Consider the following 14,938-nt stretch of genomic DNA (forward strand, 5'->3'; position numbering starts at 1 on the left):
ATTGACAGAACCACACGAACGGGTGATGACCCGATCAGCTCGAACGGGTGGCGAGCCCCCGCAGTGCTGACTCGTCCAGACCCGTCGCGACCTGCACCTCCGCCGGATCGAGCGCACCGCAGTCCACCGCACGGAGGAAGAACGACGACAACGCTTGCGCGGTCGCCGGCTCGTCCAGAACGCCTCCGGAGACGTTCTCCACGTACGCCTTCAAGCGTGCGGCGTCCGCGTCCAGACCTTCGCGGTAGAAACCGTAAACAGCCGCATATCGTGTCACCAGTTGTGCCGGGTGCAGGTCCCAGCCCTGGTAGAAACCGTGCTCCAGCGAACGGCGCGTCAGCCGGTAGTGCGTGTCCCAGCCGTGCTTCTTCTGATCACCGACGGGAAGCACGTTGGTCGAGCCGTCCGACAGGCGGACACCCGTGCCGGCGGCGGAAACCTGCATCACGTGCCGGGCGAAGTCGCACGCACCGTGCGCCAGATGTTGCTGCGCCGCGGACAGCCCGCAGCCCGCCGTGTAGTCGTAGGTGCCGAAGTGCAGACCCGTCACGCGCCCGCGCCCCGCCGCGATGAACCGCGGGATCGCGAGCCGCCCCTCACCGTCCACGATGGACTGGGTGGTCTCCACCTGGATCTCGAACTTCAGGTCCCCGCCGAAGAGGTCGAGGACCTCGCCGAAGACCTCGACCTGGTCGACCGACGTCACCTTCGGAAAGGTGATCACGAATCCCGGCGGCACTTCCTCCAGCGCCGTCAGGAAGATGTCCAGGGTGCGCAGGCCGCGCTCACGCAGTTCGGCCGTGTCGAACGACTTGATGCGCAGCCCGATCGACAGCGGCGCGGTGCCCTCGGCGACCCAGCGCGACAGCAGGATCGCCGTGCTCTCGGCGTCCATGTCCTCGACGTCGTCCTCGGGCGCGCCGTAGCCGTCCTCGAAGTCGATCCGCAGGTCCTCGATCGGTTCCCGGCGGAGCTTGGCCTCGACGCGTTCCAGCACGCCCTCGGGCAGTTCCGGGAGCAGTTCCGGTTCGATCGACTCCAGCGCCTCACGGCCCCAGTCGGCGACCGTGGTCCCGATGATGCGACCGGCGGGCACGTAGCACGTGTGCACGGGCTGACGCCCCACCGGCCAGCTGCGTTCCACAGTGGACAGCCGGGCGGTCACCCGCGCGACGTCGTCGGGAGACAGCGATGTCTCGTACATCAGATGCGCTCGTACGCCGGCAGCGTCAGGAAGTCCACGAAGTCCTCGGACAGCGCGACCTGCTCGAACAGCTCGACGGCCGACGCGACGTGCGGCCCTTCGAGCTCGTTCCCGACCCGCGCCAGCACCTCCCGGACGGCGTCGGCGGTGACCTCCGTGCCGTCGTCGAGCACGACCTCGTTGTTGATCCACTGCCAGATCTGCGACCTGCTGATCTCCGCGGTGGCCGCGTCCTCCATCAGGTTGTGGATCGCCGCGGCGCCGTTGCCGCCCAGCCAGGACGCGATGTACCGCACGCCGACGTCGACGGCGGCCTCGAGCCCCGCGCGCGTAGCCGCACCACCCGCCGACTTGAAGTCGAGCAACTGCTCCGCCGTGACGCTGACCTCCGGACGCTGCTTGTCGATCTGGTTCGGCCGGTCACCCAGCACCCCGTCGAAGATCTCGCGGCAAATCGGCACGAGGTCAGGATGCGCCACCCACGACCCGTCGAAACCATCGTTCGCCTCGCGCGTCTTGTCCTCGCGAACCTTGCGCAGCGCGTTCTCGGTGACCTCGGGATCACGCCGGTTCGGGATGAACGCGGCCATGCCACCCATGGCGAACGCCCCGCGCTTGTGGCACGTCTTCACCAGAAGCTCGGTGTACGCGCGCATGAACGGCGCCGTCATCGTGACGCTGTTGCGGTCCGGCAGCACGTAGTCCGCACCCGCGTCACGGAAGTACTTGATGACGCTGAAGAGGTAGTCCCACCGACCGGCGTTGAGCCCCGACGCGTGGTCCCGCAGCTCGTAGAGGATCTCCTCCATCTGGAACGCGGCGGGAATCGTCTCGATGAGCACAGTCGCCCTGATGGTGCCGTGCGGCACGCCCTTGAGCTGCTGCGCCGTCGTGAAGACGTCGTTCCACAGCCGCGCTTCGAGGTGCGACTCCATCTTCGGCAGGTAGTAGTACGGCTTGCCGAGCTCGGCGTTGTGGAAGAAGTGCAACCCGAAGTCCACGAGCGCACCAACGGCGTTCTTCCCGCCGAACTGCAGGTTCCGCTCGTCGAGGTGCCACCCGCGCGGCCGCACGACGATCGTCGGATACGGCCCACCCTTGAGCTTGTACTCCTTGCCCTCGGGTGAGGTGAACTCGATCGTCTCCCGCGCCGCCTCGTACAGGTTCACCTGCCCCTGCACGACGTTGTCCCAATGCGGCGTGTTCGCGTCCTCCAGGTCGGCAAGCCACACCTTGGCCCCGGAGTTGAGCGCGTTGATCGTCATCTTGCGCTCGGTGGGCCCGGTGATCTCGACGCGCCGATCCCGCAGCGCCTCCGGCGCCTCAGCCACCGTCCACTCCCCGTCACGCACGTCCTGCGTCTCGGGGAGGAACCCGAGGGGCCGGCGCTCCTTGCGAAGGGCGAGCAACTCGTCCCTGCGGGCGGCGTGCGCCTCATGCAGCTTCGCGACGAACTCAAGAGCCTCTTCGGTCAGGACCTGCACCTGGATCCACCTCTCTCGGTTTTGCTGTGTGGACTATAGTTTTTGCATTGCGGAACTGCAACGAGAGGAGTCGCACCGTGTCCACAGGTGGCGTGCAGTCCCTGCAAAGAGCCTTCGACCTGCTAGAACGGCTAGCAGACGCAGGCGGCGAAGCCTCACTCTCCGAACTGGCGGCAACCTCAGGCCTACCACTCCCCACGATCCACCGCCTGATCCGCACCCTCGTCACGCTGGGCTACGTACGCCAGAACAGCAACCGCCGCTACACCCTCGGCTCCCGCCTGATCCGCCTGGGCGAAACCGCCTCCCGCCAATACGGCACCTGGGCCAGACCCCTGCTCTCGCAACTGGTCGACTCAGTCGAGGAAACGGCAAACCTGGCCGTCCTGGACGGCGACGAGGTCGTCTACGTGGCGCAGGTGCCGTCGAAGCACTCGATGCGCATGTTCACAGAGGTGGGCCGCCGCCTGCTGCCACACGGCACAGGCGTGGGCAAGGCGATGCTCTCGCAACTCCCCCGCGCAGACGTCCGCGCACTGCTGGACCGCACGGGCCTACCCGCCTACACGTCGAACACGATCACAGACGCGGGCGAACTGCTCGACTCGCTGGACGAGATCGCGACACGCGGCTTCGCACTGGACGAGTCCGAACAGGAACTGGGCGTGCGGTGCATCGCAGTCCCGGTGATCGGCGGCCCGACCCTGGCCGCGGTGTCGGTGTCGGGCCCAGAGGGACGACTGACGAAGGAAGCGGTAGCCCGAATCCTGCCGGAGGTGCTGGCAGTAGCGAAGCGACTGGCAGACCAAGCCGCAACAGCCTGATCGCACGCGATGCCGCAGGCGAGCCGTCCCCCGCACGCGATGCCGAAGGCGAGCCGTCCTTACCGCAAGGCATGGGCGGTGGGGTCCCGTCACGGGTCGCGCTATAGCACTTGCTGCACCTGAAGAAGGGTGTCAAGCGGACACGCTTTTCGTCCGCTTGACACCCTTCTTCAGGTGTGGCCCGCTCTTGGTGCGACTCGTGACGGGACCCCACCGCCACAACGCACCCTCAACGCACCAGGCAGCCGCCCAACGCAACAGGCGTGCCATCAACCCACCCACGGCGCCACCCCCCGATCAGATTGCCGGGGTCTGGGGCAGAGCCCCAGGAAAACGCACGCAACCGCAAGCTCGCCGCCCGCAAGGTGACCAACCGCAAGCTCGCCGCCCGCAAGGTGACCACCCGCAAGCTCGCCGCCCGCAAGCCGACCACCCGAAAGGTCGCGGCAAGCCGACCACCCGAAAGGTCGCGGCAAGCCGACCACCCGCAAGGCCGCACCAAGCTGACGCAGGGGTCCCCCCGATCCGGGAACCCCTACATCTCAACGTACTCAGAGGGTCCGACAAGATCACCCAAGCAGGGCATCCACAAAAGCCCCAGGCTCGAACGGAGCCAAGTGATCAGCCCCTTCCCCGAGGCCCACAAGCTTCACCGGCACCCCAAGCTCCCGCTGAACCTGAAAAACGATCCCGCCCTTGGCCGTGCCATCCAGCTTGGTGAGCACAATCCCAGTGATGTCCACCTGCTCAGCAAAAACCCGAGCCTGAGTCAGCCCGTTCTGCCCGGTGGTGGCGTCAAGAACCAGCAGAACCTCATCCACCACAGCCTGCTTCTCGACGACGCGCTTGACCTTGCCAAGCTCGTCCATCAGCCCCTTCTTGGTGTGCAACCGCCCAGCGGTGTCGATCAACACCGTGTCAACCCCGGTGTCCATCCCCCGCTTCACGGACTCGAACGCCACGGAGGCAGGATCCCCACCCTCAGGCCCACGCACGGTCTCAGCCCCGACCCGCTTGCCCCAGGTCTCCAACTGGTCGGCAGCGGCAGCACGGAACGTGTCAGCAGCCCCCAGCAGCACAGTGCGACCGTCAGCCACAAGAACGCGCGCCAACTTGCCGGTCGTGGTGGTCTTACCGACACCGTTGACCCCGACGACAAGCAGCACAGCAGGCTTGCCCGCGTGCGGCAGCGCCTTCAACGAACGGTCCATCTTGGGCCCAAGGGCGTCGACCAGCACCCCGCGCAACAACGCCTGCGCCTCAGCCTCGGTCCGGACACCGGTCCCGACGATCTTCGAGCGCAACGTCTCGACGATCTCGGTCGTCAGCGCCGCCCCGAGGTCGGCGATCAGCAGCGTGTCCTCGACGTCCTGCCACGAGTCCTCGTCCAGGTCACCGGCACCCAGAAGCCCCAGCAGCGAGGTGCCGAAGGCGTTGCGCGACTTCGAGAGCTTGCCGCGCAGGCGTTCCAGGCGGCCGGACGTCGGCTCGATCTCCTCGACCTCGGACGCCTCTTCCGGCAGGTCGACCTCGACGAAGCCGCGCTTCTCCGAGTCGCGCGGCACGGAGGCGTCGTCGCCTACTCCCGGCTGGCCGTCGACCTCGGTCCGCTCGGCCACCGGGTGCTCGACGGGCGCTGGGCGCTCTACGGGCACCGGCACCTGGGGCACCGCGACCGCCTCGGCGGTGGTGGCTTCGGGGGCCGCCGGGGTCAGCGAGATCCCGGACGACGCCTGGTATCCGCCAGGCCTCGGCGCCTCCTCCTTCTGAGTCAGGCTGATGCGACGGCGACGCGTCAGCACCACACCGGTCACCAGCGCGGCGATCAGCACGACCGCTACGACGACGAGGATCAGGACAAGGGAGGACGTCGACACTGGCTCATGGTTTCACAGACCCTCATGTGACCTGTCAACCATGTATTGCTCATTTAGGCGAAGATTTCACCAAGGCCCTTGCGTCCCGCCACGCTGTGGAATAGACCACACGTCGTGAGGGTGATCGGACTGATTTCCGGCACGTCGATGGACGGTATCGACGTCGCCGTCGCCGACCTGTCGATCCACGGCGACGTCGTCGAGCTCGTGCCGGTGCAGTGCGCCGAGCACCCGTTCCCGAAGGACCTCCTGGAGAAACCACGGGACCTCGCTGAAGTGTGCGCCTTCGACACCTCGCTCGGACAGGCTTTCGGCGAAGTCGCCGCCGGGTACCTGCCGGCGGACCTGATCTCGTCGCTCGGGCAGACCGTGCACCACGAGGTGCAGGACGGCGACTGCCTCGGCACCCTGCAACTCGGCCAGCCCGCCTGGATCGCCGAACGCACCGGTCTGCCCGTCATCGCCGACCTCAGGGTCCGCGACGTGGCAGCGGGAGGCCAGGGCGCGCCCCTGGCGTCCACGCTCGACGCGCTGTGGCTCGCCGGCATGGTCGAGGCCGGGCCCGCGATCGCGCTGAACATCGGCGGCATCGCGAACATCACCGTCGTGAGACCCGGAAGCCAGCCCATCGCGTACGACACAGGGCCCGGCAACGCGCTGATGGACGCCGTCATGGAGGTGCTCTCCCACGGCGAACGGCGCCAGGACACCAACGGCGAGTTCGCGAGCAGGGGCAACGTCCGCGAGGACGTCCTCAAGAAGCTCCTCGCCGACCCGTACTACGCCAAGCCGTGGCCGAAGTCGACCGGCAAGGAGCACTTCAACGCCGAGTACCTCCAGGGCTTCCCCACGGTCCAGGCCGAGGACATGCTCCGCACGCTCGCCGAACTCACCGCCCGCACCATCGCCGACGCCTGCCGCGCGCACGACGCGAGCACCGTCGTCGCGTCCGGCGGCGGCATGCGCAACCCGGTGCTGGTCGAAGCGCTGGCCAAGGCGCTCGACCCCGTCCCGTTGAAGATCAGCGACTCGCTGGGTCTGCCGCGCGACGGCAAGGAGGCCTACCTCGCCGCGCTGCTCGGATTCCTGACGTGGCACGGGGTCGCGGGCAACACGCCGTCCGCGACCGGCGCGTCCGGGCCGCGGCTGCTCGGCAGCATCACGCCCGGCGACGGGCCGCTGCGACTGCCAGAACCCGTCACCGGTCCAGTGACCAAGCTGAATGTGGGGAACCCGAAGTGCGTGGACTAGACCTCGCGATCATCGTCCTGTTCCTCGTCGGCATGCCGTTGCTCGGCATGTGGATCGGCGGCAGGCAGAAGTCGTCCACCGACTACTTCGTCAGCGAGAAACGCATCTCGTGGTGGGTCGTCTGCCTCTCGGTCGTGTCCGCGGAGACGTCGACGCTCACGGTGCTGAGCGTGCCGGTGATCGCGTACATGGCGACGCCCGCGCAGGGCGGCATGACGTACCTGACGCTCGCGCTCGGCTACATCGTCGGCCGCATCATCGTCAGCTTCGTGCTGCTGCCGCGCTACATCGCCGGTGACCTCGTGACGGCGTACGCGTTCCTAGGCAAGCGCTACGGCAACGGCATGCGCGCCACGGCGTCCGTGACGTTCCTCTTCACCCGCCTGCTCGCGGACGGCATCCGGCTCTTCGCGACGGCCATCCCGATCAAGCTCGTGCTCGCCCAGTACGGCATCGCCGCGAACTACTGGACGATCATCCTGGCGCTCGGCATCGCGATGGTGTTCTACAGCTTCTTCGGCGGCGTGCGCGCGGTCGTGTGGGTCGACGCCATCCAGATGCTCTGGTACGTGCTCGGCGGCGCCGTGGTGATCTGGTGGCTGTCGGGTCAGCTGCAGGACGGCTGGTTCTCCAAGGCCGTCGACGTCAACAAGTTCCAGATCTTCGACTTCACCTCGTCACCGCTGACGGGCGCCTACCCGTTCATCGCCGCGTTCTTCGGCGGTGCGCTGCTGTCGATGGCCTCGCACGGCGCGGACCAGCTGATCGTGCAGCGGCTCATGTCCACGAAGGACGTGAAGTCCGCGCAGAAGGCGCTGATCGCCTCCGGTTTCGTGGTGTTCCTGCAGTTCGCGTTCTTCTTGTTCATCGGCGTGATGCTGTGGGCGTTCTACAACGGCGTGGACCCGGTGAAGGACCTGAAGCTCGGCAACAAGGACGAGCTCTTCGGGTACTTCATCGTCAACTCGCTGCCGTCGGGTCTGTCCGGCTTCGTGATCGCCGGCATCCTCGCCGCCGCGCTGTCGTCGTCGCTGGGCGCCCTGGCCTCCAGCACGGTCACCGACGTCTACGAACGCATCCGCAAGACCCCGATGACCGACGAGGAACGCCTGCGCCACGGACGGCTCTGGACCCTCGCGTGGGCGGGTCTGCTGATCGTCTGCGCGGGCCTGTTCGCCTCCTCGAACAAGACCACGGCGGATCCGATCGTGGTGCAGGCGCTCGGCATCGCCGGCTACACCTACGGCGCGCTGCTCGGGGCCTTCCTCCTCGGCCTCATCTTCAAGCGCGTCACGCAGGCGGACGCGATCATCGCGTTCGTGTCGACGGTGCTGGTCGTCGGTTTCGTGATCCTCGGCGTCAAGTTCGCCGGCAGCACGCCGACGATCAACTTCGGGAAGGCGACGGCCGACCTGAAGTCCTTGACCGGCTGGTGGAACACGCCCCTGGGGGTGGCGGTCACCTTGCTCGTGGGTGGGTTGCTGTCACTGAGGCACTCACGCGGTGTGCCGGTACGAGACGAGCTCGATGTGAAGGCGGAATCCTAGGCGGGCGAACATGTTCTGCGACGACTCGTTGCCCGCGTAGATCGACGCGGCGGCCTGTGGCCGGGCACCGTGGTCCGCCGCGAGCTTCCAGAGCAGTTCGGTGACGAGGGCGGCACCGACGCCTTGACCGCGGACCCCGGGCTCGACGGCCACGAAGTCGACGTAGTACTCCTCGGGCTGGGCTTTGCCGGCGGCATAGCCGAGCACGCGCTGGCCGTCCATGGCGACGACGACCGTGCGTTTCGCCGGATCGGACTCGACGAGTTGCCGGCCGGACAGGTACGTGTGCGGGAAACATCGTTCGTGCAGGACCGCGACGGCCTCGTGCACGAACTCGTCCGTCGGGAGGACGCGCATCTCACGGTCGCTGGGACATTTGGCGTCCCTGAGCAGCAACGTGCGCAGGTCCCCGTTGTCGAGGACGTGGATGGCACTCGCCTTGCCGGCGCTGAAGGCGTGCCGTTCGGCGAACGCCGCCAGCCGCCGGTGGGCCGTGTGCCCGTAGAGCTCGAGGTCGGTGATGCCGGTGAGGAGCTCGGTGGCGCGGCGGAACATCGCGTCGGCGGTCTGGTCCCAGATGCGGCTGCCCGCGGGGTGGTTGACCGGTACGTCGACGAACGGTCCGTGCAGCCACGCACGGCCGAGCTCGGCATCGATCTCCACGCTGAGCATGCCGGTGATGTTGTCGTCGGCGTCGACGGCCACCACCGTGCAGTCCGCCCAGGAGGGCTCGAACTCGCCGAGCTCCGCGCGGAGCTCTTCGACTGTCTCACCGAGGTACCCGATGTGGTGCGCTTTGTCGGCCTGGAGCCGGACGAGCAGCGCCATCGTGGCGCCGAGGTCGCCAGGTTCGGCGAAACGGATGTCGTACATAGGAGGAATGGTCACTCGCACGGCCGTTCGAAGCGAGGGAGTTTTCGGCGGTCCCAGGTCACGAACGCGTTGCTCTGTAAAATGGCGCGGATGTCGTCCGTCGGAGAACCCGAAGAGCTGACCGCCAGAGATGCTCAGGCGCAGGCCAAGGCCCACGCGGGCGACTTCAGGGGCGCGGCCGCCGAGTTCAGGGCGCTCGCGAGGGACTACACGCGCACGGCGGGTGCGGACGACCCAGCGACCCTCGCCGTCCGGCTCAACCTGGCACGGGTCCTGGGCACGTCGAAGCAGTTCGGCAAGGCCGTCGAGGTCTGCGAGCCGCTGCTGCGCGACCAGGTCCGGGTGCTGGGTCCCGAGCACGACGACGTCCTGGAGACCAGGCAGCTGCTCGCCAGCCTGCGCTATTCGGCCGGTGACGCGGCGGGAGCGGCCGAGGACCTGGAGCAGCTGCTGACGGCGCTGTCGCGGGTGCTCATGCCCACGCACGACCGGATCACGAAGGTGAAGCGCGACATCGCGTTCTTGAGGCGCGCTACATGACGCACGAGACATCACTCACACCGGCGGGGTCCGCGGCGCTGGTATGCCATGTCACGAACACCCACGTCACAGCCGCAACTCCCAGATTCGGGCTTGCAGGGCAGGTGAGGGTGGGGGACTCTTTTACAGTGAGTGAGGAAACGATCCAACTCGATCTCAACGAATCCGGGGTGGCCGTCGACCTGCCCTTGCCGCCGAACAACCGGGACGGTGTCCAGGGTGTTCCGTATCGGCCGGTCGAATTCCGAGACGATGATCTTCCGTCAGCTCTGGAACGCGCTGCCGCCTGGTTGCGGCAGACCCAGGACTGGCTGGGCGAGCCCGTGGACGTGATCGCAGTCCATCTCGACTACGACGACACCCACGGCAACCCGTACTACGACCTCAAGCTGCTGTGCAACGACGAGGATCTGGCGGGCGTGCCAAAGATCATGCGAGAACACGAAGGGGCCGCTACCGGTCAGTAGTCCTTACGGCTACCGTTCGGAAGTATGTCGGATCGCGTATATCCCCCGGTGATCGCCGCAGCGAAGCTCATGTTCAAGGTGCTCGACCTGCGGCTCACCGTGGAGGGGGCGCACCACGTTCCTCGCACGGGTGGAGCGGTGCTGGCGTCGAACCACGTCAGCTACCTCGACTTCATCTTCGCGGGCTACGGCGCGCATCCCTCGGGGCGCCTCACGCGGTTCATGGCGAAGCACGAGATCTTCGCCAACAAGATCGCAGGCCCGCTCATGCGCGGCATGCACCACATCCCCGTCGACCGGAGCGCGGGCCAGGCCTCCTACCAGCAGGCCCTGTCCGCGCTCCGCACCGGCGAGGTCGTCGGGATCTTCCCCGAGGCCACGATCAGCCGTTCGTTCACGGTCAAGGACATCAAGTCCGGCGCGAACCGCCTGGCGCACGAGGCCGGCGTCCCGATCATCCCCGTCGCTCTGTGGGGCACCCAGCGCCTGTGGACCAAGGGCCGTCCCAAGGACCTGACCCAGCGGCACGTGCCGGTCACCATCCTCATCGGCGAGCCGTTCGAGCCGTCCCCCGGCGACTCCGGCGACGACGTCCTGCGCAAGCGGATGCAGGACCTGCTGGACACCGCGCAGGCCTCCTACCCGAACGAGCCCGGTACCTGGTGGACGCCGGCGCACCTCGGCGGCACCGCGCCCACTCCGGAACAGGCCGCCAGGCTGGACTCCCGCGGCGCCTGAACACCTGCTGCGAGGATCGGGCGAGCACTGCCGCGATGAGTGCCTGACCTGGCGATACAAGGTTTTCACAAGGTTCGTCGGGCAGAGTTGCGGTGCGCACCTGGAGTGGTGAGGTGGAACCGGGGATCTCACCCCTTCAGGCGCCGGGCTGCGTCCGCACGGTGTAGAAGGGGGACCTGTCTCCGTTCCGGAGGAAGGTCACCGCGCTGGCGCAGCCCGCGCAGAGGCCGCGGCCGGGGCCGGTTGAAGCCCCCCAGGCACCCGCTCCGGCCGCCCTCTCAGGCCTCTGCATCCGTCGGCTCGGGCGAAGGTTCCGCGGTCTCAGCGGACTCCACAGGCTCAGCGGACACCACCGGCTCTGCGACCTCCACGGGCTTTGCCGGCGCCGCCGCACGCGCGGGCTCGTCGCCGGTCGTGCGCAGCCGCTGCGAGATCACCTGCGAGATGCCGTCACCGCGCATCGAGACGCCGTACAGGGCGTCCGCGATCTCCATGGTCGGCTTCTGGTGGGTGATGATCAGCAGCTGCGACTTCTCCCGCAGCTGCTCGAACAGGCTGATCAGCCGGTGCAGGTTCGTGTCGTCCAGCGCGGCCTCGACCTCGTCCATCACGTAGAACGGTGAGGGGCGGGCGCGGAAGATCGCGACCAGCATCGCGACCGCTGCCAGCGACTTCTCGCCACCGGAGAGCAGCGACAGGCGCTTGACCTTCTTGCCGGGCGGGCGGGCCTCCAGCTCGATGCCGGTCGTCAGCATGTCGCCGGGCTCGGTCAGCACCAGGCGGCCCTCGCCGCCGGGGAACAGGACCTTGAAGACGATCTCGAACTCGCGCGCCACGTCCTCGTAGGCCAGCGTGAAGACCTCGAGGATCTTGTCGTCGACCTCCTTCACGACCGTGAGCAGGTCGCGACGGGTGTCCTTGATGTCCTCGAGCTGCGTGGAGAGGAACTTGTAGCGCTCCTCCAGCGCCGCGAACTCCTCCAGCGCGAGCGGGTTCACCTTGCCCAGCAACGACATGTCGCGCTCGGCACGCTTGGCGCGGCGCATCTGGGTGTCGCGGTCGTACGGCATCGGCTGCGGCTCGGAGACCTGCTCGCCGCGTTCCTTGGCGGCCTGGTACTCCGCCATCTCGGCGGCCGAGGCGGGCACCATGACGTCGGGGCCGTACTCGTTGGTCAGGTCTTCCAGGCCGATGCCGAAGTCCTCGGCGATCTTGGTTTCCAGCTGCTCGATGCGCATGCGCTGCTCGGCTCGCATGACCTCGTCGCGGTGCACGGCGTCGACGAGCTTCTCCAGCTCACCGGACATCTCCCGCACCAGGCCGCGCACCTGGGTCAGCAGGAGTTCGTGCTGCGCACGGCGTTCCTGGGCATGGTCGCGCTCGCGGGCGGCGCGGGACAGCGAGATCTCGATGCGTTCCAGCGCCTGCTCGCCGCCGCGGACGACGGCCTTCGCGACCACGGCACCACGGGCGCGGTGCTGGGTGGCGCGGGCGTGGCGTTCGCGGGCCTCGCGCTCGGCGCGGGCGGCACGGCGCAGGCCCTCTGCCTTGCCCTGCAGCGCCCGTGCGCGCTCTTCCGCGGTGCGCTGCACCAGGCGTGCGTCCATCTCGCTCTGACGCGCCTGAGCCAGCTCAGCGGCCAGTGCGTCGCGCTGGTCGGTGTCCGGCTCGTCGTCGAGGGTCTGCTCCTCCTCGGCCATCAGCAGCCGCTCTTCGAGCTCGCCCAGCTTCATCAGGGCTTCCTCGCGCGACCGCTCGACCTTGGCGCGCGCCTCGGAGATGCGGTTGACCTCGGCCTCCGCGGACCGCACGGCCGTGGCCATCCGGTTCAGCCGCTCGCCGGAGCGGGCCTGCCGGACCTTGGCCTCCTGCATGGCCTCCTTGACCGCGTCGAGCACCTTGCGGCGGGCCTGCTGCTCGGCACGGGCGCCTTCGAGCGCGGCCGAAGCGTGCTCCAGCGCCCGTTCCGCGGTCGCGAGCTGCTCCTGCGCCTCGTCGACGGCGGCCTGCACCTCGATGACGCTCTGGCCCTGGGCACCCGAGCCGCCGACGGCCCAGTCCGTGCCGAAGAGGTCGCCCTCACGGGTGACCGCGCGGCCGTTGAACCCGGCCGCGGTGTCCAGATCTCCCACCACGGCAAGGCGATCGAGCGCACGGGCCAACGCCGGGCGCAACGCTTCCGGCGCGTGCACGACGTCGATCGCCCACCGCGCGCCGTGCGGCAGGTAGCCCCACTGCGAGGTGTCCACGGCGGACCCGTGGGAGCCGATCAGCACGCCCGCGCGGCCGCCGTCCTTCTCCTTCAACAGCTTCAGGGCCGCGAGCGCGCCGTCACCGGACGACACCGCGACGGCGTCGGCGATCGGGCCGAGCGCGGCGGCCAGTGCGACCTCGTAGCCCGGTTCGACGGTCAGCAACGCGGCGACGGAACCCAGCAGGCCCGGCACGTCCGACGCGAGCAGCGCGCCCGCGCCGTCCTTGCGCGTCAGGCCAAGTGAAAGAGCGTCGACACGAGCGCGCCACGACGCGATGTCGCGTTCCGCGGTGCGTTCGGCCTTGACCAGTTCCTCGACGCGCTGCCGTGCCGCGTCGTGGGACTGCACGGCCTGGTGGTGGCGTTCGTCGAGGCCGTGGTCGTCCTCGTCCTCGGTGCCGGTGATCTCGCGGGCCTCGGCCAGCTCCATCGACGCGTACTCGGCGCGTTCGGACGCCTCGGACAGCGTGACGGAGAGGCGTTCGATCTCCTCCGCGGTCGCGTTCGTCTTGCTGCGCAACGCTTCCACCTGACCGGACAGGCGGGCGAGGCCCTCCCGGCGGTCGGCGATCGCGCGGACGGCGGCGATGTGCGCCTTCTCCGCCTGCGAGACCATGCGCTCCAGTTCGGCGCGCGTCTCGACGGCCTCGGCCAGCGCGATGCGGGCCTCGGTCACGCCTTCCTGGAGCTCCAGCTCCATCTCGGCGGTCTCCTCGGCCTCGCGGTCGAGGTCGTCCGGGTCACGTCCGCGCGACGGCGCGTCCACGTCGGCGGACAGGTGGCGGGCGCGTTCGGCGGCGAGCCTGACCGTGCCGCGGAGGCGTTCCTCCAAAGCGGACAGCCGGTACCAGGTGTCCTGCGCGGCCTGCAGCTTCGGCGAGTCGGCCGCGACCCGCTCCTCCAGCTCGTTCTGCTGGTACTGCGCGGCCTGCAACGACTTCTCGACCTCGGCGCGGCGCACGCGGGCCTTCGCCTCGTCGTGCTCCTCCTGCGCGATGGTCTCGCGCTGCGTCACCAGGTCGTCGGCGAGCAGGCGGAGCTTGCTGTCCCGCAGCTCGGACTGGACGACCTGCGCGCGGCGGGCGATCTCGGCCTGCTTGCCCAGCGGCTTGAGCTGGCGGCGCAGTTCCGCGGTGAGGTCGGTGAGGCGCGTCAGGTTGGCCTGCATCGCCTCCAGCTTGCGCAGCGCCTTTTCCTTGCGCTTGCGGTGCTTCAGGACGCCGGCGGCCTCTTCGATGAACGCGCGCCGCTCCTCCGGTTTGGACTCGAGGATCGCGGCGAGCTGGCCCTGACCGACGATCACGTGCATCTCGCGGCCGATGCCGGAGTCCGAAAGCAACTCCTGGATGTCCATCAGGCGGCACGAGTTGCCGTTGATCTCGTACTCGGTGGCGCCCTCGCGGAACATGCGGCGGGTGATCGACACCTCGGTGTACTCGATCGGCAGCATGCCGTCGGCGTTGTCGATCGTCAGCGTCACCTCGGCGCGACCGAGCGGCGCGCGGCCGGACGTGCCGGCGAAGATGACGTCCTCCATCTTGCCGCCGCGCAGGTCCTTGGCGCCCTGCGTGCCCATGACCCAGCGCAGCGCGTCGAGCACGTTGGACTTGCCGGACCCGTTGGGGCCGACCACACAGGTGATGCCGGGCTCGAAGCGCAGCGTGGTAGCCGAGGCGAAGGACTTGAAGCCCTTCAGCGTCAGGCTCTTGAGATGCACGCGGGGCAGAGTACCCAAGCGCTTGCGCGTGCTGCGGGAGGCGTGGGTTGACCTGCGCGTCCAACCGCTGTGATCGTCGGCCTTCGCCCCGTGTTCCGTTGTTCAGACGGGCGCATCGCGGTGCCCTGTTGAGCACCGGAAGGCGCGGCGGAGGTCGGCGAT

The 14,938-nt window shown here is 68.4% G+C and carries 11 protein-coding genes; 6 read left to right on the forward strand and 5 right to left on the reverse strand.

What is annotated here, in order from left to right; genetic code table 11:
* Window positions 1-34: 34 nt before the first annotated feature.
* Both DFR72_RS06345 and aceB read right to left on the reverse strand, forming a co-directional pair.
* On the reverse strand, window positions 35-1,204 hold the full coding sequence (locus tag DFR72_RS06345; protein WP_090066421.1) for a DUF6986 family protein: 1,170 nt from the start codon (window positions 1,202-1,204) through the stop codon (window positions 35-37).
* Entirely contained in the window at window positions 1,204-2,688 is a 1,485-nt protein-coding gene (gene aceB, locus DFR72_RS06350) for a malate synthase A (RefSeq protein ID WP_245982586.1), read from the reverse strand. The genes DFR72_RS06345 and aceB overlap by 1 nt, the downstream gene beginning before the upstream one ends.
* A gap of 92 nt (window positions 2,689-2,780) precedes the next feature.
* Here aceB and DFR72_RS06355 point away from each other — a divergent pair, with 92 nt between their 5' ends.
* Window positions 2,781-3,512 (forward strand): IclR family transcriptional regulator, encoded by a 732-nt coding sequence (locus tag DFR72_RS06355; RefSeq protein ID WP_281273310.1) that lies wholly within the window; start codon window positions 2,781-2,783, stop codon window positions 3,510-3,512.
* 569 nt (window positions 3,513-4,081) lie between these two features.
* Here DFR72_RS06355 and ftsY read toward each other — a convergent pair.
* Window positions 4,082-5,389, reverse strand: a complete 1,308-nt coding sequence (gene ftsY / locus DFR72_RS06360) for a signal recognition particle-docking protein FtsY (RefSeq protein ID WP_090066424.1) — start codon at window positions 5,387-5,389, stop codon at window positions 4,082-4,084.
* A 120-nt stretch (window positions 5,390-5,509) separates the two neighbouring features.
* Between ftsY and DFR72_RS06365 the strand changes: the two genes are divergently transcribed.
* Window positions 5,510-6,640, forward strand: coding sequence for an anhydro-N-acetylmuramic acid kinase (locus DFR72_RS06365; protein WP_090066758.1), 1,131 nt, complete (start codon window positions 5,510-5,512; stop codon window positions 6,638-6,640).
* Entirely contained in the window at window positions 6,628-8,187 is a 1,560-nt protein-coding gene (locus DFR72_RS06370; RefSeq protein WP_090066425.1) for a sodium:solute symporter, read from the forward strand. Before DFR72_RS06365 ends, DFR72_RS06370 begins: the two co-directional genes overlap by 13 nt.
* On the opposite strand, the gene DFR72_RS06375 is transcribed toward DFR72_RS06370, so the two are convergent.
* A complete protein-coding gene (locus tag DFR72_RS06375) occupies window positions 8,137-9,060 on the reverse strand; it encodes a GNAT family N-acetyltransferase (RefSeq protein WP_114773621.1) in 924 nt (307 codons plus the stop codon). The genes DFR72_RS06370 and DFR72_RS06375 overlap by 51 nt on opposite strands.
* A gap of 90 nt (window positions 9,061-9,150) precedes the next feature.
* Here DFR72_RS06375 and DFR72_RS06380 point away from each other — a divergent pair, with 90 nt between their 5' ends.
* The 3 genes from DFR72_RS06380 to DFR72_RS06390 all read left to right on the forward strand — a co-directional run bounded on the left by DFR72_RS06380 (window position 9,151) and on the right by DFR72_RS06390 (window position 10,805).
* Window positions 9,151-9,600, forward strand: a complete 450-nt coding sequence (locus DFR72_RS06380) for a tetratricopeptide repeat protein (RefSeq protein ID WP_114773622.1) — start codon at window positions 9,151-9,153, stop codon at window positions 9,598-9,600.
* A 128-nt stretch (window positions 9,601-9,728) separates the two neighbouring features.
* Entirely contained in the window at window positions 9,729-10,067 is a 339-nt protein-coding gene (locus DFR72_RS06385) for a hypothetical protein (protein ID WP_030479697.1), read from the forward strand.
* A 24-nt stretch (window positions 10,068-10,091) separates the two neighbouring features.
* The gene (locus DFR72_RS06390; protein ID WP_090066427.1) at window positions 10,092-10,805 is read left to right on the forward strand and encodes a lysophospholipid acyltransferase family protein; all 714 of its coding nucleotides are present in this window, start codon (window positions 10,092-10,094) and stop codon (window positions 10,803-10,805) included.
* Window positions 10,806-11,083: 278 nt separating this feature from the next.
* Here the strand turns inward: DFR72_RS06390 and smc are convergent, their stop codons facing one another.
* Window positions 11,084-14,776: a chromosome segregation protein SMC gene (smc, locus tag DFR72_RS06395; RefSeq protein ID WP_090066428.1), complete on the reverse strand. Its 3,693-nt coding sequence runs from the start codon at window positions 14,774-14,776 to the stop codon at window positions 11,084-11,086.
* Window positions 14,777-14,938 lie beyond the last annotated feature (162 nt).

Source organism: Lentzea flaviverrucosa (assembly GCF_003350445.1).
Lineage (GTDB): Bacteria > Actinomycetota > Actinomycetes > Mycobacteriales > Pseudonocardiaceae > Lentzea > Lentzea californiensis.